Source organism: Ruegeria sp. HKCCD9138 (assembly GCF_057220975.1).
Window position 1 is genome coordinate 31,589 of the sequence record NZ_JBWVAZ010000007.1, and the last position, 21,567, is coordinate 53,155.

Annotated in this window: 25 protein-coding genes; 13 read left to right on the forward strand and 12 right to left on the reverse strand. The window is 58.9% G+C overall.

Annotation, left to right across the window (positions count from 1 at the left end):
- Positions 1 to 70: 70 nt before the first annotated feature.
- The 8 genes from AC2TEL_RS13100 (at position 71) to AC2TEL_RS13135 (ending at position 7,522) form a co-directional block, all read left to right on the forward strand.
- A complete protein-coding gene (locus AC2TEL_RS13100) occupies positions 71 to 433 on the forward strand; it encodes a SnoaL-like domain-containing protein (RefSeq protein WP_480840113.1) in 363 nt (120 codons plus the stop codon).
- Between the two features lie 87 nt (positions 434 to 520).
- Entirely contained in the window at positions 521 to 1,300 is a 780-nt protein-coding gene (locus AC2TEL_RS13105; RefSeq protein ID WP_480840249.1) for an SDR family oxidoreductase, read from the forward strand.
- 2 nt (positions 1,301 to 1,302) lie between these two features.
- Entirely contained in the window at positions 1,303 to 2,415 is a 1,113-nt protein-coding gene (locus AC2TEL_RS13110; RefSeq protein WP_480904360.1) for a hypothetical protein, read from the forward strand.
- Positions 2,416 to 2,520: 105 nt separating this feature from the next.
- Complete coding sequence (locus AC2TEL_RS13115; RefSeq protein ID WP_480904363.1) at positions 2,521 to 3,567, forward strand: methyltransferase domain-containing protein; 1,047 nt, start codon at positions 2,521 to 2,523, stop codon at positions 3,565 to 3,567.
- Positions 3,568 to 3,647: 80 nt separating this feature from the next.
- A complete protein-coding gene (locus AC2TEL_RS13120; protein ID WP_480840108.1) occupies positions 3,648 to 4,733 on the forward strand; it encodes an ABC transporter ATP-binding protein in 1,086 nt (361 codons plus the stop codon).
- A 120-nt stretch (positions 4,734 to 4,853) separates the two neighbouring features.
- Positions 4,854 to 5,636, forward strand: coding sequence for a 5'/3'-nucleotidase SurE (gene surE, locus AC2TEL_RS13125; protein ID WP_480904366.1), 783 nt, complete (start codon positions 4,854 to 4,856; stop codon positions 5,634 to 5,636).
- Positions 5,633 to 6,283, forward strand: a complete 651-nt coding sequence (locus tag AC2TEL_RS13130; protein ID WP_480840105.1) for a protein-L-isoaspartate(D-aspartate) O-methyltransferase — start codon at positions 5,633 to 5,635, stop codon at positions 6,281 to 6,283. The genes surE and AC2TEL_RS13130 overlap by 4 nt, the downstream gene beginning before the upstream one ends.
- A 60-nt stretch (positions 6,284 to 6,343) precedes the next feature.
- Positions 6,344 to 7,522, forward strand: coding sequence for a peptidoglycan DD-metalloendopeptidase family protein (locus AC2TEL_RS13135; protein ID WP_480904369.1), 1,179 nt, complete (start codon positions 6,344 to 6,346; stop codon positions 7,520 to 7,522).
- 64 nt (positions 7,523 to 7,586) lie between these two features.
- On the opposite strand, the gene AC2TEL_RS13140 is transcribed toward AC2TEL_RS13135, so the two are convergent.
- Entirely contained in the window at positions 7,587 to 8,258 is a 672-nt protein-coding gene (locus AC2TEL_RS13140; protein ID WP_480840101.1) for a helix-turn-helix transcriptional regulator, read from the reverse strand.
- Between the two features lie 15 nt (positions 8,259 to 8,273).
- Positions 8,274 to 8,582: a hypothetical protein gene (locus tag AC2TEL_RS13145; protein ID WP_480840099.1), complete on the reverse strand. Its 309-nt coding sequence runs from the start codon at positions 8,580 to 8,582 to the stop codon at positions 8,274 to 8,276.
- A 216-nt stretch (positions 8,583 to 8,798) separates the two neighbouring features.
- Between AC2TEL_RS13145 and AC2TEL_RS13150 the strand changes: the two genes are divergently transcribed.
- From AC2TEL_RS13150 to AC2TEL_RS13165, 4 genes are all read left to right on the forward strand, one after another.
- Positions 8,799 to 9,014, forward strand: coding sequence for a twin-arginine translocase TatA/TatE family subunit (locus AC2TEL_RS13150; protein ID WP_480840097.1), 216 nt, complete (start codon positions 8,799 to 8,801; stop codon positions 9,012 to 9,014).
- 6 nt (positions 9,015 to 9,020) lie between these two features.
- Complete coding sequence (tatB, locus tag AC2TEL_RS13155) at positions 9,021 to 9,479, forward strand: Sec-independent protein translocase protein TatB (protein ID WP_480840096.1); 459 nt, start codon at positions 9,021 to 9,023, stop codon at positions 9,477 to 9,479.
- Positions 9,476 to 10,354: a twin-arginine translocase subunit TatC gene (gene tatC / locus AC2TEL_RS13160; protein WP_480904373.1), complete on the forward strand. Its 879-nt coding sequence runs from the start codon at positions 9,476 to 9,478 to the stop codon at positions 10,352 to 10,354. The genes tatB and tatC overlap by 4 nt, the downstream gene beginning before the upstream one ends.
- Before the next feature lie 117 nt (positions 10,355 to 10,471).
- Entirely contained in the window at positions 10,472 to 11,314 is an 843-nt protein-coding gene (locus AC2TEL_RS13165; RefSeq protein WP_480904376.1) for an ATP-binding protein, read from the forward strand.
- A 63-nt stretch (positions 11,315 to 11,377) separates the two neighbouring features.
- On the opposite strand, the gene AC2TEL_RS13170 is transcribed toward AC2TEL_RS13165, so the two are convergent.
- The 7 genes from AC2TEL_RS13170 to AC2TEL_RS13200 all read right to left on the reverse strand — a co-directional run bounded on the left by AC2TEL_RS13170 (position 11,378) and on the right by AC2TEL_RS13200 (position 18,327).
- Positions 11,378 to 12,022, reverse strand: coding sequence for an SDR family NAD(P)-dependent oxidoreductase (locus tag AC2TEL_RS13170; protein WP_480904378.1), 645 nt, complete (start codon positions 12,020 to 12,022; stop codon positions 11,378 to 11,380).
- A 42-nt stretch (positions 12,023 to 12,064) separates the two neighbouring features.
- Positions 12,065 to 12,313: a hypothetical protein gene (locus AC2TEL_RS13175; RefSeq protein WP_480840089.1), complete on the reverse strand. Its 249-nt coding sequence runs from the start codon at positions 12,311 to 12,313 to the stop codon at positions 12,065 to 12,067.
- A 287-nt stretch (positions 12,314 to 12,600) separates the two neighbouring features.
- On the reverse strand, positions 12,601 to 14,124 hold the full coding sequence (purF, locus tag AC2TEL_RS13180) for an amidophosphoribosyltransferase (protein ID WP_480840087.1): 1,524 nt from the start codon (positions 14,122 to 14,124) through the stop codon (positions 12,601 to 12,603).
- Positions 14,125 to 14,784: 660 nt separating this feature from the next.
- Positions 14,785 to 15,405: a CvpA family protein gene (locus tag AC2TEL_RS13185; RefSeq protein WP_480904381.1), complete on the reverse strand. Its 621-nt coding sequence runs from the start codon at positions 15,403 to 15,405 to the stop codon at positions 14,785 to 14,787.
- A 39-nt stretch (positions 15,406 to 15,444) separates the two neighbouring features.
- On the reverse strand, positions 15,445 to 16,809 hold the full coding sequence (gene radA, locus AC2TEL_RS13190) for a DNA repair protein RadA (protein ID WP_480904384.1): 1,365 nt from the start codon (positions 16,807 to 16,809) through the stop codon (positions 15,445 to 15,447).
- Between the two features lie 133 nt (positions 16,810 to 16,942).
- Positions 16,943 to 17,725, reverse strand: coding sequence for a kinetochore Spc7 family protein (locus AC2TEL_RS13195; protein ID WP_480904386.1), 783 nt, complete (start codon positions 17,723 to 17,725; stop codon positions 16,943 to 16,945).
- A 149-nt stretch (positions 17,726 to 17,874) separates the two neighbouring features.
- Entirely contained in the window at positions 17,875 to 18,327 is a 453-nt protein-coding gene (locus AC2TEL_RS13200; protein ID WP_480904389.1) for a paraquat-inducible protein A, read from the reverse strand.
- Positions 18,328 to 18,496: 169 nt separating this feature from the next.
- Here AC2TEL_RS13200 and AC2TEL_RS13205 point away from each other — a divergent pair, with 169 nt between their 5' ends.
- A complete protein-coding gene (locus tag AC2TEL_RS13205; RefSeq protein ID WP_480840078.1) occupies positions 18,497 to 18,865 on the forward strand; it encodes a hypothetical protein in 369 nt (122 codons plus the stop codon).
- Here the strand turns inward: AC2TEL_RS13205 and AC2TEL_RS13210 are convergent.
- Genes AC2TEL_RS13210 through alr form a run of 3 tightly spaced genes read right to left on the reverse strand, consistent with a single transcriptional unit; the run spans position 18,862 to position 21,418 of the window.
- Positions 18,862 to 19,608, reverse strand: a complete 747-nt coding sequence (locus AC2TEL_RS13210) for an ABC transporter ATP-binding protein (RefSeq protein WP_480840076.1) — start codon at positions 19,606 to 19,608, stop codon at positions 18,862 to 18,864. The two genes, AC2TEL_RS13205 and AC2TEL_RS13210, sit on opposite strands and share 4 nt — an antisense overlap.
- The gene (locus AC2TEL_RS13215; RefSeq protein WP_480840075.1) at positions 19,605 to 20,387 is read right to left on the reverse strand and encodes an MlaE family ABC transporter permease; all 783 of its coding nucleotides are present in this window, start codon (positions 20,385 to 20,387) and stop codon (positions 19,605 to 19,607) included. The genes AC2TEL_RS13210 and AC2TEL_RS13215 overlap by 4 nt, the downstream gene beginning before the upstream one ends.
- Positions 20,384 to 21,418 (reverse strand): alanine racemase, encoded by a 1,035-nt coding sequence (gene alr, locus AC2TEL_RS13220; RefSeq protein WP_480904392.1) that lies wholly within the window; start codon positions 21,416 to 21,418, stop codon positions 20,384 to 20,386. The genes AC2TEL_RS13215 and alr overlap by 4 nt, the downstream gene beginning before the upstream one ends.
- Between the last annotated feature and the right edge of the window lie 149 nt (positions 21,419 to 21,567).

Consider the following 21,567-nt stretch of genomic DNA (forward strand, 5'->3'; position numbering starts at 1 on the left):
AAAGGGGCTGTTCCGAATCGCGTCTCTGTGGCAATAAGAACATATAGTGAACAAAATTCGGAGTGGATCAATGGATTTGAAAGAAATCGCCGAAGAGTTGGTGGCGGGTTGCCGTGAAAACCGGGCCAAGGCCAATCTGGACAAGCTATATGCAGCAGATGCCGTCTCGGTCGAAGCTGCGGATATGCAGGGCATGGGGCGCGAAGCGCACGGTCTGGACGCAATCCGCGGCAAGCATGACTGGTGGGAAAACTCCACCGAAGTTACCGGAGGCACGGTCAGCGATCCTTTCATGCACGGAGACGACCGGTTCGCCGTGATCTTCGAAGTGCAGGGTACGATGAAGGAAAGCGGCGAGAGTTTCGACATGCGCGAAGTGGGGGTTTATCACGTCGCAGACGGCAAGATCGTGCGCGAGGAATTTTTCTACTGATTGCCAGACATTTCCATGGAACCCATTCTGGCGTTCTTGGATGCGCCGGTGCTAGATGTGGGCACAGTGTTTACAGGGAGGGTCGGAATGGATCTGGGAATTCGCGGCAAACGCGCGTTGGTTTGTGCCAGCAGCAAAGGTCTGGGTCTGGGTTGCGCCGAGGCCTTGGCCCAAGAAGGTGTTGATCTGGTCATGAATGCGCGCGGCGCCGAAGTATTGGAATCTGAGGCTGCGCGCCTGCGGTCCGAATACGATATTGATGTGCAGACGGTGGCCTGTGACGTGACTACGGCAGAGGGTCAGGATAAGGTCATAAATACGGCGCAGGATGTTGATATCCTTGTGACAAATGCCGGCGGACCTCCACCCGGAATGTGGTCGGATTGGGAGCGGGAGGATTTCATCAAGGCGCTGGATGCAAATATGCTGACCCCGATTGCGTTTATGAAAGCCCTGTTGCCGGGAATGATGGACAAAGGCTGGGGTCGCGTTGTCAATATCACCTCTCAGTCCGTCCGTGCACCAATCGCAGTGCTGGGGCTTTCGAACGCAGCGCGAACCGGGTTGACCGGATATGTCGCCGGAACGTCACGGCAGGTAGCGCCGCACGGTGTCACCATCAACAACCTATTGCCGGGAATCCACGCAACGGACCGGGCGATTTCCTTGGACAGCGGAGTGTCTGCCCAAAAGGGAATCTCTATGGACGAAGCGCGTGCGGAGCGCGAAGCCACGATCCCCGCGCGCCGCTATGGCACACGACAGGAATTCGGAGCGGCCTGCGCTTTTCTGTGTTCGCAACATGCGGGCTTTATCGTCGGGCAGAATATCCTGCTGGATGGCGGCGGTACCAATCTGACGATGTGAACATGGCGCAAGGGTTCTCTCTGAAAGATCAGTTGTTCAACGCGGAAAAAACTTGCTACCTCAGCGGTTTGTTCGCGAATATTGAGCCGGATTTTGATAGAGACTCCTTTGAATCTGCCGTGATGTCGCGATTGCCGACACTGGAACTGAAAGAGCGGATGTCATGGATTGCCGACTGCCTGCAGAAAGCTATTCCGGGCGAACTGCCAGTGGTTGCTCCAGTGATCCTGCAGGCATTACCGCCCCCGCTGGACCCGAGCAAAAACGACGACGACTTCGGTGATTTCATCTTTGCGCCGCTTGGCGAGTGGGTCGTGTCCGTTGGCCTGAACCATCCGGAGCTGGCGCTGGATGTATTCGAAGAACTGACCCAGAGGTTCTCGATGGAGTGGGCGATCCGTCCGTTCCTGAACACCCATCCGGATCTGGTCATGCAGCGGATGGAGGATTGGTGTGGTCACTCCAGCTATCACGTGCGACGTCTGGTCAGCGAGGGAACGCGCCCTCGGTTGCCTTGGGGGCAGGCCGTGGGGCTTGACCTGACAGATCCGTTGCCGTTACTGGACCGTTTGCATGGCGACGACACGCGATATGTCACCCGTTCGGTCGCAAATCACCTGAACGACATAACCAAGAAAGCCCCGGATGTGGTGTTGGATCGGTTGCACCTCTGGCGGGACGCTGGGCGCCAGAACGATGATGAGCTTCAGTGGATGACCGCCCATGCCTTGCGGGGACTGGTGAAATCGGGCCATCCAGACGCGATGAAGGTGCTGGGCTATGACCCGGACGCCGAACTGGTGGCGGATATTCAGGTGAATGGAGAGGCCAAGATCGGCGGTGCGCTTGTGTTTGACATCGCGTTGAAGGGCAGCGGAGAGCAACCTGTGCTTGTGGATTATATCATTCATTTTCAACGCCCTGGTGGAAAAATTTCACCTAAAGTGCACAAACTGAAACAAACCGCATTGAAGAACGGCGCACTGATGCTGAGCAAACGCCACAAGCTGAAAGGTGATGCCACTACGTTCAAGTTGATACCCGGCCCGCACCGGTTGGAGGTTCAGGTCAACGGGCGCGTGCGCGCCGGTGTCGATTTTGAATTGGTGGGCTGAAGCAGGCAAAACTCCTCACGCTTGCGTCAGGTTTGTTTGCGCGGGATTGCTCTGGCATTGCCGCGGCGCTAGTTGCGTTGTGACAATGGACAGGGGAACAAGCCGATGAAGCATGAAGCTGTGCAGAACTACTATGGCGAGGTGTTGCAGGGCAGCGCGGACTTGCAGACAAACGCCTGCTGTACACCGGATGACATGCCGGATCACTTAAAGCAGATTCTGGCGCAAATTCATGATGATGTGTTGACACGTTACTATGGCTGCGGTCTGATCGCTCCGCTGGATCTGGAGGGGATGCACATCCTTGATCTGGGCTGCGGCGCGGGGCGGGACGTATTTGCGCTGTCGGCCATGGTCGGTGAAACCGGCCGTGTCGTGGGCGTGGACATGACGCCCGAGCAACTGGACGTTGCTCGCAGGCATCGGGACTATCATGCGCAGGCATTTGGTCATTCGGCCAGCAATGTCGAATTCCACGACGGCTACATCGAAAAGTTGGACGAGTTGGACCTGCAACCCGGCTCCTTCGATATCATAGTGTCGAATTGCGTGATCAACCTCGCCACAGATAAGGCCGCCGTGCTGGAGGGTGCGCATCGATTGCTGAAGGATGGCGGAGAGATGTATTTCTCGGACGTCTATGCAGATCGTCGCATACCGCGCGCCATGGCGGAAGATGAAGTGCTGTATGGCGAGTGCCTGTCGGGTGCCCTGTATTGGAACGATTTCCTTTCGATGGCACGCACCGCAGGGTTTGGCGATCCGCGCAGGGTCTCGCATCGTTCGCTGACCATTGAAAACCCTGTTCTGGAACAGCGGGTTGCACCGCTGAACTTCATTTCAGCCACCTACAGGTTGTTCAAGTTGCCCGCGTTGGAACCAGCTTGCGAGGACTATGGTCAGGCGGTGATCTACAAGGGTACGATTCCACACGCACCACATGAGTTTGTTCTGGACGATCATCACGCCATCCGGACGGGCAAAGTCTTTCCTGTTTGTGGCAACACATGGATGATGTTGCAAAACACGCGTTTTGCCCGGCATTTCGACTTCATCGGTGATTTCTCGACTCATTACGGAATTTTCGAAGGCTGCGGCGGGGATAGTCCGTTTGTGGAACGGGGTGAGGTCGCCTCGGCCAACTGCTGCTGACGCCTTGCGTCCAGCGGGCGGGGTTGCTATCCCCGCCCAAGCCCGATGGAATTGATCGGGTAAGGCAATGGGGTCCATCGGTGACAGGCAACGCAACGCCTCCGCGGCTTGAAATTCGCAATCTTGTCGCTCGATTCGAAGGGCGCGCCGTTGTGGATGATGTCTCGCTGACAGTGCAGGCGGGGCAGGTCACCTGCCTGCTGGGGCCTTCGGGCTGCGGAAAGTCCACTACATTGCGGATGATTGCCGGCGTCGAGATGCAGAGCTCGGGCGAGATCTACGTCGACGGTAAACTGGTCTGTGACACCGTCTTTCGCGTTCCGCCCGAACGGCGCGAGATCGGTTTGATGTTTCAGGATTTCGCCCTGTTCCCGCATCTGAGCGTTGCTGACAACGTCGCCTTCGGTCTGAAAGGCGGCAAGGACCAGAAACGCGCCCGCGTTGAGGAACTGCTGACCAAGGTTGACCTGATGCGGTTCATCGACGGATTTCCGCATCAATTGTCGGGGGGTGAACAACAGCGCGTTGCGCTGGCCCGCGCGCTGGCTCCGCGACCGCGGATCATGCTGATGGACGAGCCGTTCTCGGGTCTCGATAACCGTTTGCGTGACGGAATTCGCGACGAAACGTTGGCCATTCTCAAGGAAGAAGATGCCGCGGTCCTGCTGGTCACACATGAACCAGAAGAGGCGATGCGCATGGCGGATGAGATTGCCCTGATGCGACGTGGCAAGATCGTGCAGCAAGGTGCGCCATATAACGTTTACACCCGACCAGTGGATAAGGCAGCGGTTTCATTCTTTAGTGATATCAATGTTTTGCCTGCGCAAGTTAACGGCGCGCTTGCGCAGACGCCGTTTGGACAGTTTTTGGCGCCCGGATATCCGGATGGAACGGATGTCGAAATTGTTTTTCGCCCACAACATGTGCGGCTGGATTTTGACCGCAACGGCAAGGGGCCGTCGCCGACGGCCACCGACGGCGTCGCAGCGCGCGGCGTAGTGGAACGGGCACGTTTTCTGGGCAACGAGAGTCTTGTCGAGTTCCGGATGGATTATGATTGTTCGATCCTGAGGGCGACCGTTCCCAACGTCTTCGTGCCGAAACCGGGCCGGGTCATGTGGCTGACCATTCGCCGCGACAAGTGTTTCGTCTTCCCCACCTGACACCCGGTAAACGCAGTTTCTGGCTAAGTGGTGCGCGAATGCCTCAGATTGCGTGCGCCCTTTGCTTGCCGCAACGCGGGGGCGGGTCTATCAAGGGCGAAAGGCAGGGGTGGATCGGGCATGCGAATTCTTCTGACAAACGATGACGGTATCAATGCGCCGGGGCTGATCGCGCTCGAGGCGATCGCCAAGGATCTGGCGGGGCCGGGTGGTGAAGTCTGGGTTGTGGCGCCGGCCTTTGAACAGTCGGGCGTCGGTCACTGTATCAGCTATACGCACCCTATGATGCTGGCGAAGCTGGGCGAGCGCCGGTTTGCAGCCGAAGGTTCACCCGCCGATTGCGTGCTGGCGGGGCTGCATGACGTGATGAAAGACGCACGTCCGGATCTGGTATTGTCGGGCGTGAACCGTGGTAACAATTCTGCCGAAAATGCGCTGTATTCCGGCACCTTGGGGGGCGCAATGGAAGCAGCATTGCAAGGCGTGCCGGCCATCGCCCTGTCGCAGTATTTCGGGCCTCGGAACCTAGGTTTGGACGACCCGTTTGAGACGGCAACCCGGTTTGGCGCTGACTTGATACGCCGTATTCTGGACGCAACTCCGGAGGAGCAGGTAGATTATCGCCTGTTCTACAATGTCAACTTCCCGCCCGTCCCGGCGGACGAGGTGCTGGGGACCCGTGTAGCGCCACAGGGTTATCGCCGTGATACCCATTTTGGGGTCGAGCCGCACAGCTCGCCCTCGGGTCGGCGGTTTTTATGGATCAAGGGCGGATATCAGCACAATCCGACCGCGCCGGGCACCGATGCGGCGGTCAATCTGGAAGGCTATATTTCGGTCACGCCGATGCGGGCCGACCTGACGGCGCATGATGCGCTTGAGGCAATGAAGATGATCGAATGACGGGACTGACTCCAGAAAAAACCATGCAGTTCCTGTTCGCACTGCGGTCGCGCGGTGTGACGGATGCGCGCGTGTTGGCTGCGATGGAGCAGGTCGACCGTGGCTTCTTCGTCAGGGGCTTGTTTGCAGAACGCGCCTATGAGGATACGCCGCTGCCGATTGCCTGCGGGCAAACGATCAGCCAACCGTCGGTCGTGGGGTTGATGACCCAGGCGTTGCAGGTCCGGGCGCGGGACACCGTTTTGGAAATCGGAACCGGGTCCGGCTACCAGGCGGCGATCCTGTCGAAGCTGGCACGGCGGGTTTACACGGTGGAACGCCACAAACGGCTGGTGCAGGAAACCAGTCAGCTGTTTCGTGACCTCGGATTGACCAATGTGACCTCGATGTTGTCGGATGGGTCCTTTGGCTTGCCCGAGCAGGCCCCGTTTGATCGGATAATTGTGACGGCGGCTGCCGAAGATCCTCCGGGCCCGCTCTTGGCGCAGCTGAAAATCGGCGGTATCATGGTGTTGCCTGTAGGCCAGTCCGATGCGGTGCAGACCCTGATCCGGGTCACGCGCACCGAGACAGGTCTGGACTACGACGAATTGTTACCTGTTCGGTTCGTGCCTCTGTTAGAGGGGCTCGGGAAGGATGGGGCTTAAACGGATTTGCAGGATGCGCCAGAACCCCGGACAACAGGGGCGGGTGTTGAGGACAGTAGAATGAGAGCAGTTTCCAATTCAGCCATGCGCCGCTGTATGACAGCCGTTGCCGCGCTTGTGGTTCTGGCGGGGTGCGAAGGCCCGTTTGATTATGATCTTCGCGGCAATGTCGGTGGCTTCTCCACAACAGACGCCGTTCAGTCAGCTACCGCAAGCCGACCAGCGCCCGATGCGCGCGGGGTGATCACCTATCCGAATTATCAGGTCGTGGTTGCACGGCGAGGTGACACTGTCGGCGACGTTGCAGCCCGCGTGGGCCTGCCTGTGGTCGAGCTGGCCCGGTTCAACGGGTTGCAACCCAATGACTCGCTGCGCGACGGAGAGGTTCTGGCATTGCCACGTTCGGTCGGCGCCGCCGCCGGTAGCGTGGATATTGCCACAATCGCAGGAACAGCGATCGACGAAGCGCCGGATACGGGTTCGGTCCAGACGACCACGCTACAGCCAGCGCAACCTTCAGCAGCGCCGACACCGGCACCGGTCGCTTCGGGCCCCGAACCGATCCGCCACAAGGTCAAGCGGGGCGAGACTGCCTATACAATCTCGCGCCTGTATCAGGTCTCGGTCGAGTCGCTTGCAGAATGGAATGGGTTGGGCTCGGATTTCACCGTGCGTGAAGATCAGTACTTGCTGATCCCGGTCAAGAACCAGCCCGCACCGAAACCTGCCAGCGCAGCTACGCCCGCGGCGGCCACGAACGTGACGGAACCGGGGCAGGGATCTCCGACTCCTACGCCGCCAAGTGCAACTCAGCCCTTGCCGGATGAGAAGATCGAACCGGCGGCTGAGGCGCCGGACGTGACGGCAGAGGCGCCGACCAACAGCGGGACATCGGCCTTGGCTTTCCCCGTATCGGGGCGGATCATTCGCACCTATGACAAGGGCAAGAACGAAGGCATCGACATCGCAGCCGCACCCGGAACACCGGTCAAGGCAGCGGAGGCCGGAACAGTAGCAGCGATCACCGCCGATGCGGATCAGGTGCCGATCATCGTGGTCAAGCACAATAATGACCTGCTGACCGTCTATGCCAATGTCGACGACATCAAGGTCAAAAAGGGTACCCGGGTGCGGCGGGGGCAGAACATTGCTGCGCTGCGGGGTGGCGACAACGCCTATGTTCATTTCGAAGTGCGCAAAGGGTTCGAATCGGTCGATCCTGAGCCCTACCTGAAGTGAGGTGGAATGGCCCGTTCCGGGCCATGCCTCCGGCGGGGATATTTTTGGCCAGATGAAGGGCGGATCAGGCGTGTGGGTCGTAGTCGCTCAGACGTTTGCCGGGTTCGTCGGTGAAAAGTTCCGGCAGCGGAGTGACCGTTTCGATCAGGTCTATGCGGAAGACGCGGAAGGCGTCACGCTGCTCGCACCAGGCGGTCAGGGTCCAGACGCGCCCCCAGTATTCCATGTGTAATGGGCGAATGACGCGATCTGTCAGCACGCCATCAATGCGTCGGTAGGACAAGCGCAGCTTCTGTCGGGATTTGATCGCCGCGCGGATTGGGGCCATGTGGGCCAGCCCGCGCGCGGCGTCGGCAAAGGGATAGACGGCGAATTTCCACGCATCGGCCTCGGCCACGACCTGCGTCGGCAACACAGCGTCGATTTTTTCGGCCAGCGACTCGGCAGCGGCCTTGAGGTCGGCATCGGCGGCCTCGGCCACAATTGCCATGCCGAGGTTCAGCGCTTCGAGCTCGGCAGGGGTCAGGTTCAGTGGGGGCAGGGTGATCTGCTCGCGCACCATGTAACCCACGCCGCGTTCACCTTCGACCGGAACACCAGACGCCACCAGGGTATCCATGTCGCGATAGATCGTGCGGACCGAAACCTCGAGCCGGTCCGCGATGTCCTGCGCGCGGTGCAGTTTGCCGTCGCGCAGGATCTGGATAACATCGAACAGCCGGTCAGTGCGGCGCATGGGATATCCTGTTTGTCATGACGCTCCTATGGTCCAATGGATCGCATCGTGTCGCATGGTTACTGTATCGGGTGCGATTGCGGCCATCACGGCGGGGGCGAATTCCTGCTTCGGGAATGCGGTTGCGGCAGCCTGTGCACTGTCCATGTCCGCCCAGATGACCGTGTCGGTCCAAAGCCCGTCCTCACCTGAACTGAGGCGCCGGAAGACAAAGCCCTGAGCATTTCGAACAAAGGCTTCTGTGCCCTTCATGATGTTCACGAAATCCTCCTCAGTTACGTCGGCCGCAAGTTTGAAGGTTACGGTTTCTGCGATTTGTGTCATGTCACGCTCCTGTTTTGTTGAGACAGGGTCGTTATAGTGGCTAGCAACTGACATAAACCTGTCAGTTGAAAAAAGCGAGACCTGTTAAAATGCGCCGACCCATCAATTTTCGGTGTCAATTTGATCTGGGTCCCTTTTGGCAAACCGTATCCGGGCGTAAACACGGTCCCAGATCAAATTCTCGGCGCGCTGCGTCGTTGTACAAGGAGAAGAGACATGCTCAACAATATCGGCCTTCCCGGTCTTCTGCTGATCGCCGTTGTGGTTCTGGTGCTGTTTGGCCGTGGCAAGATCAGCTCACTGATGGGCGAAGTGGGCAAAGGCATCACTGCGTTCAAAAAAGGCGTCAAGGACGGCTCGGAAGAGATCGAACAGGACGCGTCCGAGCTGGCCAAGGACGTCACGCCCGAGTCTGACAAAGACAAGGTCTAATCGGCCATGTTTGATCTGGGCTGGACCGAGCTTCTGGTCATCGGCATCGTTGCGTTGATCGTGGTAGGCCCGAAGGACCTGCCAGTGCTGTTCCGCAATGTCGGTCGCTGGGTCGGCAAGGCGCGTGGTATGGCGCGCGAATTCAGCAATGCCATGAACGAAGCAGCGGACGAGGCCGGCGTGAACGAGATCAAGAAAGGTCTCAACGCGGCTACCAATCCTGTGAACACGGCGATGGATGGCGTGAAGCAGGCAGCGCAGGACATGGCCAAAAGCATGGACCCGACCAAGTTCGATCCTGACAGCGAAACCGGTAAACTGGCAGCCGAGCGGGCCGAACAGGCCAAGAAAATCCAGGCCTCGACCGCACGCGCCGCAGCCGAGCGCAAGGCCAGGGAAGCTGCTGAAGCGCTGGCCAAAGCCGAAGAAGCCGAAGCCGCGCTGAACAGTGAAGGCAAAACATGACGAAGACCGACGAAATAGAAGATTCCTCGGCCCCGTTGATCGAGCATTTGACGGAGCTGCGCACGCGGTTGATCCACAGCGTGGTGGCTTTTCTGATCGGAATGATCATCTGCTTTTCGGTCGCGACGCCGATTTTTAATTTCCTGACCAACCCGTTGTGTGAGGTTCTGACCGAACGGGGGCAGGATTGCGGGTTGATATTCATCTCGCCTCAGGAAGGTTTCTTTGTCGCCATCAAGGTCTCACTTCTGGGCGGCTTCATACTGGCCTTCCCCTACATCGGAATGCAGATGTGGCGGTTTGTTGCACCGGGTCTGTACCGTTCGGAAAAGAACGCGTTCTTGCCTTTCATGTTGGCTTCGCCCTTCATGTTCCTGTTGGGCGCCAGCTTTGCCTTTTATGTTGTGACGCCGCTGGCCTACGACTTCTTCCTAGGTTTCCAACAGTTCGGAACGGAAGGTGAGGCCGTCGTGGAGGGAGCCTCAACAGCACCGCTGAGCGTGGTGTTCCAGGGTTCGGCTCAGGAGTATCTGAACCTGACGATCAAGTTCATCGTGGCCTTTGGCCTTTGCTTCCAACTGCCGGTTCTTCTGACGCTCATGGGAAAAGCGGGCCTCGTCAGCGCCCAGGGCTTGGGCGAAGTGCGCAAGTACGCTGTGATCGGTATTCTGGTTCTGGCAGCGGTCGTGACGCCCCCGGATGTCATCACTCAGATCATCTTGTTCACGGTTGTGTACGGTCTCTACGAAGTTTCGATCTTCCTGGTCGCACGTGTCGAGAAGAAACGCGAAGAACAATTGCGGGCGGACGGCTACTATGACGACGAAGCCGAAACGGACGAAGAGATGGTGCATGAACACGACAACGGCAAGTAACCTGTAGAAAAAACTGGATCAGGCGCGCCAATTGGTGGTGCGCCTTTTTCTTTTCCGCCTCTTGTTGCGCGGGATGGAACATGGTTTGAACCCATCCAGACAAGACCGGAGACGCCGATGGACGATCAAGCCCTGAACCGAATCGCCGATGCGCTGGACCGCATGGCGCCCGCGCCTTTAGCTGCGCCGGATTTCAACGCAGCGCCGGCGTTTGTATGGCATGTTGACCCGGATCGGCTGGAACCGGTCACGCTTGTCAACCGGGTCGATCTGGACCTTCTGGTGGGCATCAACCGCTCGCGCGATACCCTGCTCGATAACACGCGCCGCTTTGCGGCCGGATACAAGGCCAACAACGCGCTTCTGTGGGGCGCGCGCGGGATGGGAAAGTCCAGCCTCGTCAAGGCGGTCCACGGCACGTTGCAAGCTGATCATCCGGACCTGAAGCTTGTGGAGTTACAGCGCGAGGACATGGCCTCGGTCGCGCGGCTTCTGAACCACCTGCGCGAAGCCCCGCACCGTTTCATTCTGTTCTGCGATGACCTGTCATTCAGCCACGACGACCAGCACTACAAGTCGCTCAAGGCAGTGCTGGATGGTGGTATCGAAGGGCGGCCTGAAAACGTCGTTTTCTACGCCACGTCGAACCGCCGCCATTTAATGCCGCGCGACATGATCGAGAATGAACGCTCCAGCGCCATCAACCCGTCCGAGGCGGTAGAAGAGAAGGTCTCGCTGTCGGACCGCTTCGGTCTGTGGCTGGGCTTCCATCCCTGCGACCAGAACGAATACCTGGCGATGATCGATCGCTATTGCGCGGCCTATGGCGTCAGCGTCGATGCGGAAACCCTGCGCGCCGAGGCTATCGAGTGGCAGGCCACACGCGGTGCGCGCTCGGGCCGGGTGGCCTGGCAGTTTTTTGTCGACCTGGCTGGCCGAAACGGCGTTCACATCGCCTGATCCGCCGCTTCATCTGGCCAAAAATATCCCCGCCGGAGGCATGGCCCGCAGGGCCATCCTCTTTCACAACGTCGAAATAATGCGCTTTGCCTCATCATCCGGGCTGGTCAAGGCCTCCCGATCCTCACCGGGGTGGAACCGAGCCCTGACAGCTGTGGGCATCGGCGCCGGCTCGACGATGGACACACGCGGGCCAGTACGTTCCGTCTCGGCCGCCCAGCTTCGCGCCAGCGCCATCTGTGCGGCCTTGGTTGCGCCATAGATGCCATAGAACTTCTCTCCCGCTTTGGGATCGTCAAAGAACACGGCGTGGCCGGAGTCTCCCAATAGAGGAGCGATATAAGGGATCAGCACGGAGGTTGCGGTCGCGTTGGTGTTGATCGCCTTGGTCCACTCCTTGGGATCGACGAAATGCGCGGGCGTCAGAGCCGAGGTGTGAACGGCCGTGTGCAACCAAAGATCCACTTTGCCCCAGCGATCGTGAATTCCGCGGCACAGTGTTGCCATGGCGTTCGGATCGGCAATGTCCATTGGTGCCAGTGTAGCCGAACCACCTTTGGCTTTAATGCGATCGTCCAGCTCTTCCAGCCCGCCTGTGGTGCGGGCGACGGCGACGATGTGGTAGTCGGGGGCCAGCGCTTCGGCCAGAGCAGCACCCAACCCGCGTGAAGCCCCGGTAATGAGGGCGATTTTGGTCTGATCGGTCATAAGTGCGGTTTGAACGCCCATGCGCGGGGCGTCAAGACTGGATCAGCTACCAGGTATGCTCATGCGCTTGGTCTGGCCGCTTTGTCGCAGCACGATACCGTCTTCATCGATGGCAACCACTGTCCCCGAGGCTACACGGCTGCCCAGTTTCACCTTCTTGATACGGCCCGAGGACAAACGCATCAGGGCCTGCATCTCTGCCTTGGGGCCAAAGACGCCCAATAGAGAGACTGAGTTCTTTTTCAGCGCTCCCTTCTGGGTCGCTGTGACTTTGACCGTAGCGTTTGGCATTCTTTGCGGTCCGGGAAATTCCCGGACCCCTTTTGGTGAGTGATTTGAGCCCGTCGGGTATCAAAGTGACGAGGGGAACAAAAGCTCACACGGCATGGCACGAAAGACCACGCGGAGGCGGTTTTGGAGAAACCTTTGCAATTACGGCAGGTTCATCGAAGGGTTGTGGGCGGATTTTCACCGGGCGCCGCTGGATGCACTCGCCAACGCAGTGTTGTCACACTCACAAACAATTCTGGGTAGTGCCGAGCTGATTCGCGAAAGGCGCGAAACGTTCGCCGAAGCGCTTATCCTGAGGCCAGCTTGGCGGCGTTCCATGACCCGCCCGGTACCTGCATATCTTCCCGCTTTTTGCTGACGCGGCTGCTGTTCTCCAGGCTGTCCAGATAGTTTTCGCTGACGCTGCCGGTGATGTAGTTGCCGTCAAAGCAGGAACAGTCAAACGCCTCGATCTCAGGGTTGCCTTCCTTGGCGGCCCAGATCAGATCGTCAAGGTTCTGATAAAACAGTGCATCCGCGCCCAGTTCCTCGCGGATTTCTTCGATCTCTTTGCCGTTGGCGATCAGTTCATGCTTGGTGGGCATATCGATGCCATAGACATTGGGGTATTTCACCGGCGGTGAGGCGCTGGCGACATAAACCTTTTTCGCACCTGCTTCACGACACATCTGCACGATCTTCTTGATCGTATTGCCGCGCACGATCGAATCGTCGATCAGCAGGACATTGTGGCCTTCGAACTCCAGCGGAACCGCGTTCAGTTTGCGGCGAACGGATTTCTGCCGCTCGGCCTGACCGGGCATGATGAAAGTCCGCCCGACATAGCGGTTCTTGACCAGACCTTCACGGTAGGGAATGCCGGTGATCTTGGCCGCCTCAAGCGCCACCGGGCGGGCGCTGTCGGGAACGGGGATGATCCGGTCGATGTCCAGCCCCGATTCCTGTATCTGTTTGGCCAGTGTCTGACCCATGCGCATCTGAGTTTTGTAGACCGACACGCCATCCAGCAGCGAATCCGGGCGCGCCAGGTAGACATACTCGAAAATGCAGGGGGTCAGTTGGCCTTCGACCGCCTGGAACTCGTGCATTTTGCCGTCCAGATCGATCAGGATCGCCTCGCCGGGGCGCAGGTCGCGCATCTTGTCAAACCCGTTGATACCAAAGGCCACGTCTTCCGAGGCAAAGGCATAATCGTCGCCTTCACCTTCGATCGCGCGCTTGGCGACGGACAAGGGACGGATGCCGTAAGGGTCGCGGAAAGCCAGCATGCCGACACCGGCCACCAGACAGATCACCGAATAGGCACCCTGAACACGTTCCATCGTCATTTTCACACCGGCAAAAATGTTGCGGATTGGGTCAGAATTGCCGTTCACCTTGATCGCGTCTGCCACTTTGTCGGCCAGCACATTCAACAGAATTTCCGAATCCGAGGTGGTTCGAAGGTGACGGCTGTATTTGCCGGTGACCTTCTCGCGCTGTTCGGCGGTATTGGTGATATTGCCGTTATGCACAAGATAGATGCCATACGGGGCATTCACGAAAAACGGCTGCGCCTCGGCCGCGCTGAGTGATCCGGCGGTGGGATAGCGGACATGACCGATGCCGACCTGACCCAGAAGCACCTCGGCATCCTGTGCGGTGAACACATCCTTGACCAGACCATTTGCCTTCTTCTCGCGGAAGAACTCTCCGTTATAGGTCACGATGCCCGAAGCGTCCTGACCCCGGTGCTGCAACATCAGCAGCCCGTCATAGATCTCCGCAAACACATCATGTGTCCGGCTTGCGATTCCCAAAATCCCACACATGTACGGGGCTCCAATATTCTATGACGTTTTGGCGTGAGGTTTGACCGACGAGCGGTTCCGGTTGCCCGGCATCCTCAGGGCAATGTGCCCGGGTGCTGCTGTTCCTGGTGCCAGAGTGGCGGTCATCATTGCGGCGCAGGCGCATGAGAACAGAAAGAACAAGATCGGCAGCTCCGATTCCGTGGCGGTTTGGCCTTCACATAATGGCAAATCGCGCGCCTGTCATCAAAGGATCACATTTACCTTTTGACGCAGGCAAAAAACGGGCACGAGGGTTGGAATTGATGACAAGGCCGCCCGCGTGTGGTGTCATGGCCGGAATGGTGGCTGATCGTCCACCGTAGCGTAGCGAGTGGAAAACAGCCATGTGGGAACACAAGCCCAACACCCCAAAAGAACCCCCGGCCAAACGCCGATGCCATCGGTGCCGCGGGGCAGGGCGGGCATCGTGTGAAATCTGCAAAGGCGCCGGGGAAGTCGTCAAGAGCAGGGATATTTACGGTAAACCGGTTTCCAGCCGCTGCGACGGTTGTTTTGGACTGAAAACCATTCGTTGCACGGTTTGCGGAGGAGAGGGGTTTGTCTGAACGCTCCGGTCCCCGTTAAAGCAAAAGCCCGGGCAATGCCGGGCTTTCGAATGGCTCTGAAAAGGTCGCGGTCTCAACCTTGCGAGTCGTCCTGAGACTCCTCGTTTGTGGTGTCCGGCGTCGTGGCGTCCGGCGCATTGTCAGCGGTGCACGAGGCGACCAGTTCTTCGTACTGAGCGGTAATCCAGCCCAAAGCGGCCTCGGGGTTTTGCTCTTCGATTTTGTTGCTGAACTGTTCGAACACTTTGGCCGAACGGCTTTCGTCAACGATTGTGTAAGACTGCCCGGTCATCACGGTGTCGTAGACAAAGAAGGCGATGGCCACCAGAAGGATGCCGCGGGCAACGCCAAAGAAGAACCCCAGGGCTTGGTCCAACCCGCCAATGGCAGAGCGCTGCACCAGCGATGAGAAGAGCGGGGTAAAGATGCTGACCACGATAAGTGCTACGGCAAACACGGCGGCAAAGCCGGTGATCACGGACAATTCACAGCTGTCGCGCAGGAATTCGCCAACCACCGGGACTTCTTTGACCAGTGGAACGACCTGGGGTGCGAAGATAAAGGCCAGAACGGCGGCTGCGACCCAGCCTGCGATGGCCAGAACCTCGCGCATGAAGCCGCGAGAGTAGGCGAGAATGCCCGACACCACGACGATCAGGGCAACGACCCCGTCAATAATTGTAAAACCTTCCATGGCCCTCGCCTGTTCGTTTCTGCCCCTCAGGGCGCGACTTTAACCTGCTCCGAAGGTTTCGCCAACAAACCCCACCAAATCAGAGGGTCGGGTGAGTGTCAGACCTGCCACAGTGCCGGTTTTGCCTCCGGCCGGAGCAATTGCCGCTGTGAAACCAAGTTTTTGCGCCTCTTTCAACCTGTTTTCGGTCTGCGGAGCCGGTCTAAGTGCCCCAGATAGCGAGATTTCTCCGAAAACGACCGTGTCGGCAGGCAGGGCGGTATCTTCGCGCGCGCTGAGCAGTGCTGCGGCAACCGCGAGGTCCGCAGCAGGCTCGCTGACCTTCAGGCCTCCGGCGACGTTCAGGTAGACATCGAGGCCCGCAAACGGGATGCCGCAACGCGCCTCGAGCACGGCGAGGATCATCGCCAGCCGTCCGCTGTCCCATCCCACGACCGTGCGGCGGGGTTGGGAATGGGGCGAGGGCGCGACAAGGGCCTGAAGCTCTACCAATACCGGGCGGGTGCCTTCGATGCCCGCGAATACCGCCGAGCCGGGGCTGGGTGTGCCGCGTTCCGACAGGAAGAGGGCGGACGGGTTCGTAACCTGTGCCAAGCCCTTGCCGGTCATCTCAAATACACCAATCTCGTCCGCCGGGCCAAAGCGGTTCTTGACCGCGCGCAAGATGCGGAACTGGTGGCCGCGCTCGCCCTCGAAATAAAGGACGGTATCGACCATATGCTCGACAACCCGTGGGCCGGCGATCTGGCCTTCCTTGGTGACATGGCCGACCATCACGATGGAAACGCCGTGCCGTTTGGCAAATGTCGTCAATTCGTGCGCGGCCGCACGGACCTGACTGACGGAACCCGGCGCGCTGTCGACATTGTCTGCCCACATGGTCTGGATCGAGTCGATGATGGCAAGACCGGGTTTTTCGGTTTCGAGCGTTGTCAGGATGTCGCGCAGGTTGGTTTCGGCGGCCAGTTGCACGGGGGCGTCTTCAAGCCCCAAGCGGCGGGCGCGCATTCGCACCTGCGCGCTGGCTTCCTCGCCCGAGACATAGATGGTTTTCACACCCGCGCGGGCAAACCGGGCTGCGGCCTGTAGCAGCAAGGTGGATTTGCCGATGCCGGGGTCTCCGCCAACCAGCAGGGCCGACGCCGGGACGAGACCACCGCCAAGCACGCGATCCAGTTCCTCGACCCCGCAAAGTGTACGCGGCGGGGGTGTCTCTTCGGTCGAAAGGTCTGTGAGCGTGAGGGATTTGCCCCGCTTACCACCCAGCGATTTTCTTGCCGGACCAGCAGAAAGGGGCACGTCTTGGATGATAGTGTTCCACTCACCACAGGCGTCGCACCGTCCGGACCATCGGGTGTGAGAGGCGCCGCAGGCGGAGCATGAGAACGAAACAGTCTTGGCCATGCGGCCCTTGGTGCCCGAGGATTGGCAGTTCTTCAAGCCCTTACGGGCTTTCATCACTGCCGATATGCGCTGCGATCTCGGGCCCGAACGGGCCGTCGATCCCAGCGGGCGCTGACGCGCCGATGCCGCGTAGCTATTCGGCGGCGCGCGGAGGTGTCATCGCGATGACGCTGGACGCGGTCGGATCGCTTCCATCCGGTGGTGATTGCAGTTGGGCTGTCAACTCGGGCAACAGTTCGAACAGTTCGTCCCGCAGGCGAATGAGTTGCGATCGGGCGATGGATTCCTCGATTTCGATGTCGCGGGTCCATTGGCGCAATTCGTGTTGAATGGTTTGTGCGTCTTCGATCCGTTTCTGGAAGCGCTCAACCTCTTCCTGACGCTGTTGCAGGAACGCACGGGCACGGGCGACCTTGGCTTCGCCGTAGGTTTCCGCCAACTCCTGACTGACCTGGCTCATCTGTGCCGCAAGTTCCAGCACCTCGGGTTCCAGCGCCTCGAGATCGGGATGGTCGCGCAGATAGGCCATCCGCTCTTTGACCGCATCGAACTCGGACGCCAGCGCAAAGGCACCGCTGCGATCAGCGGCATGGGCAACCTGATAGGCTTCGGCCACATCCTGCATGTTGAGTGTGAATTTGCGGTGTGCGTTTTCCAGCGCCATCATCCGGGCGTTGGACGGCAGGTAGAAGGCGAGCATCAGGATCAACGCGGTTAGGCCGGTCTGAACGTAGATACCCGCATCAATGGTTGCTCCGCCGCCCAGACCGGCCTGTATGGACAGCCAGGGCAGGACACCAAACGCGGACATCAGGGTGGCGGTCACGGCAAAAAGCGCCGCCGCGCAAATAAGGAAAAACGTCAGTTTCAGGAAAGCATTCTGGAATTGCAAGGTAACACTGTGGAGGGCGGCCATGGTCGTCGAACTCCTTTTCAAACCGATACACACCGGGCCGAAGCGGAGGACAGATCAAACAGGTAAAGCGATCCGCTACGGACCCGTAACTACGAAAACGTTGCTGCTCGAAATACAAAAATGATACTCAGATAAATGTTTTCAATCAATTAGGGCTGAGGATTTCGTGAACTGGATGTCATTTCGGTAATGTAACCCAGTGCAATCGACGCCAGAATGCAGGCCGTGAAAAAGTAAAGACCCCACGCAGTTTCGATGGTCGCGTAGGAAATTCCCTTGGCCAGAGTGATGTAGAGTGCGATCAGGAAGATGTCGGCCATGGCGAGCTTGCCGAGAATGTGCAGGGCGGGCTGAACGCGGGCGTCCAGAAGGTTCCACTGGATCAGCGCGGTGCCGATGGTTTTGAGGTAAGGGGCGAAGAGGGCAAAGACGGTGACGATCAGCGCCAGGAAGACGTCCGATTTCCACAGCGATTGGAGCCCGGTGATGACGCTGATTTCGCTGAGGCCGAAGATCGGCAGCAGGCCCGCGCGCATCAGCGGGGCGAACCACGCGATGGGGTAGAGGATCAGGAGCGAGAGGGTGGCGAGGCGGAGGGTCATGTGCAAGATTTTGGTAAGGCAACTGAATACTTAGTGAGTGCAGGTATCTGCGGCAAGTTCTGAGTTGCGGTCGCTTGAGTTGAGTGTAAGTTTAGGTAACTCATAAATTAATCAGCTTTAGATTGCAGTGTCTGACCCTATAATAAAGATCGTAAATGGCCCATCCGCGTTGAGCAAAGGAATCGCTGCTGCGGGAACTGACGGCTTAAATGCTGTCTTTTCTGCTGGGAGTGCTGCAGCAGACAGATTACCGTTTGACCGAGAGCAGCTTTTCGGTGTTTTGCATTTCCGGCTATATGAAACGGATCGCGCAAGAAAAAGAGCAGGATGGATTGGTGGCCGCCTCTACAACAAGTTTTCCGGTGAAGATCCCGACTACATTCCAGTTTCCGGCACACATCTTCGACAAGTGTTTGATGCAATTCGCATCCAAACCCCTGATTTTATTGTAAATTCCGGACAATACCTGTTGCGTTGTGACTACGCCAAGCGCGCATATGACCAGATAAAGCATGAACGCGAGGCGGGGAAAGTTTAGCGCACCGCCTCAATCGGCCCCTCAGCACTCCCACTGATGAACTGCTCGACATAGGGATCACCCGACGCATCCATCTGCTCAACCGGCCCGGTCCACTGGATCACGCCGTCATGCAGCATCGCCACGTTGTCGGCAATCGCGCGGACCGAGCTCATGTCGTGGGTGATGGTCATGGCGGTGGCGCCCATCTCGGTCACGATTTCGCGGATCAGGTCGTTGATGACGCCGGACATGATCGGGTCGAGGCCGGTGGTGGGCTCATCGAAAAAAATGATCTCGGGGTCGGCGGCGATGGCGCGGGCCAGGCCCACGCGTTTTTGCATACCGCCCGACAGTTCCGATGGGTACAAATCGGCCACCTTGGCCCTCAGACCGACGCGGCGCAGCTTGTCGATGGCGATTTCGCGGGCGTACTCCGGGGGACGTTTCAGCGGTCCGCGCAACAGCCTGAAGGCGACGTTCTGCCAGATGGGGAGTGAGTCAAACAACGCACCGCCCTGAAACAGCATGCCAAATCGGGCCAGAAATGCATCCCGGTCGCCTTTTTGTGCATCCTTGCCGTCCACATAGATCTTTCCGCTGTCGGGTTTGATCAGGCCGAGGATACACTTCAACGCCACGGATTTCCCAGTGCCCGAGCCACCGATGATGACCATCGACGTGCCCTTGGGGATTTCAAGATTCATGCCCTGCAGCACATGGTTGTCGTCAAAGGCTTTATGTACGTTCTCCATCCGGATCATAGCGAGAAGAACACCCCTGTCAGAACGAAGTTGGCGGCGAGGATCAGAACGGCGGCAGCCTCGACCGAGCCCTTGGTGGCGCGCCCCACACCCTGCGCGCCGCGGCCTGAGGTCATGCCGTAATAGCACCCCATGATGGCGGCGATCATGCCGAAGGCGGCACCTTTGACCAGCGACGATACGATGTCCCGGATTTCAAGGAAGTCGACCGTGTTTTTCAGGTAAGCCGCCGGGTTGAAGCCCAGGTTTTGCGTTGCAACCGTGTACCCGCCGGCGATGCCGATGATGTCGCCGACCGCAACCAGAGCCGGAACTGTCAGAACGGCCGCAAGCACGCGGGGTGCGGTCAGGTATTTCATCGGATGGGTCGACAATGTGACCAAGGCGTCGATTTGTTCGGTCACTTTCATCGTCGCGATCTCGGCCGCGATAGAGGAGGTCACGCGCGCCGCGATCATCAGGCCGACCAGCACGGGGCCAAGCTCGCGCACCATGCCGATAGCGACGATTTGGGGCACAACGGCCTCGGCATTGAAACGCGCACCCCCGGCGTAGATTTGCAGGGCCAGCGCACCGCCGGTGAAGATGGCAGTCAGGCCGACGACGGGCAGGGACAGCCAGCCGATATTCAGCAGCGCGATCATGATTTCCCGCGGATAGAACGGCGGGCGGAATATGTGCGAGATTGCGTCCACGGCAAACAACGCCACCCGGCCAAACGACGCAAACGCGTTCAGCACGGCCCGGCCCAGCCCCCCCAGCGCGGTGATTGGGTTCATTCCACGTAGCCTCGCGAATATCGGCTGCCCATCGAGGTCAGGATCTCATATCCGATCGTGCCGGCGGCTTCGGCCAAGTCATCGACGGTTTGATGTCCGTTCAGGATGCGCAGGCGCTCGGGGTCTTCGGGCAGGTCGGTCACGTCGACCGTGATCAGGTCCATCGAAATGCGACCGACGACGGGGCAGGGCAATTCCCCCGCGAAGGTATCGATGCCGCCTCCGATGGCGCGATGCAACCCGTCCGCATAGCCTGCCGAGACGGTCGCGATCCGGGACGGGCGACGAGCGGTCCAGGTGTTGCCGTATCCGACGGTTTCACCCACCTCGACCTGACGGACCTGAATGACGGGCAAATCGACGGTAACGACAGGCTTTGCCTCGGCAAAGGGCAGACCACCATAGAGGCCAATCCCCGGTCGGCAGAATTCAAAATGGAACTCGGGCCCCAGCAACGTTCCACCCGTTGCCGCCAAGGACCGCGGTATCGAAAGACCTTCGGTCATGCCCCGGAAGGTCTGCAACTGCTGCAGGTTCATCGGATGGTCTGGCTCGTCCGAGCAGGCCAGATGCGACATCGCCACGACTGGATTGAGCGATAAGGCAGAGTCCCGCAGTTCGGCCCAGTCCGTGGGTTCCATCCCCAACCGGTTCATACCGCTGTCCAGTTGGATACCGAAGGGGTGATCGGGCAGGGCCTCGCGGTGACGCTGAAACTGTTCCGGAGAGTTGATCAACGGGATCAAACTATGGTCGGATATCAGCTCGTTGTCGCCGTCCATATGGCCCGAGAAAACAAAAATATCCGGGCCCGGCCCCAGTGCCTTTCGCACTTCGACCCCTTCTTCGGCCGCAGCGACAAAGAACTTGCGAACGCCTTCTTCAGCCAGAGTCCAGGATACCGGTCCGGCGCCCAGCCCATAGGCGTCCGCCTTGACCACAGCGCCGGTTTCGACATTCGTTTTGGCATCCAGCGCGCGCCAGTTATGGGCAAGCGACTGAAGATTGATCGTTAATCGTGCAGTACTCATGCGTCGTTCATGACATTGGATCGTCGCAGGTCAAGGGGGGAATACCCTATTTCTTTCCCGGTTGGTGCGCCTCGTAGGCAGCTTCCGGTTCAGAACTTAGAAAATCGGCAAATATCAGCGGGTTGAAACGGGGTTAACCGACATCTGGC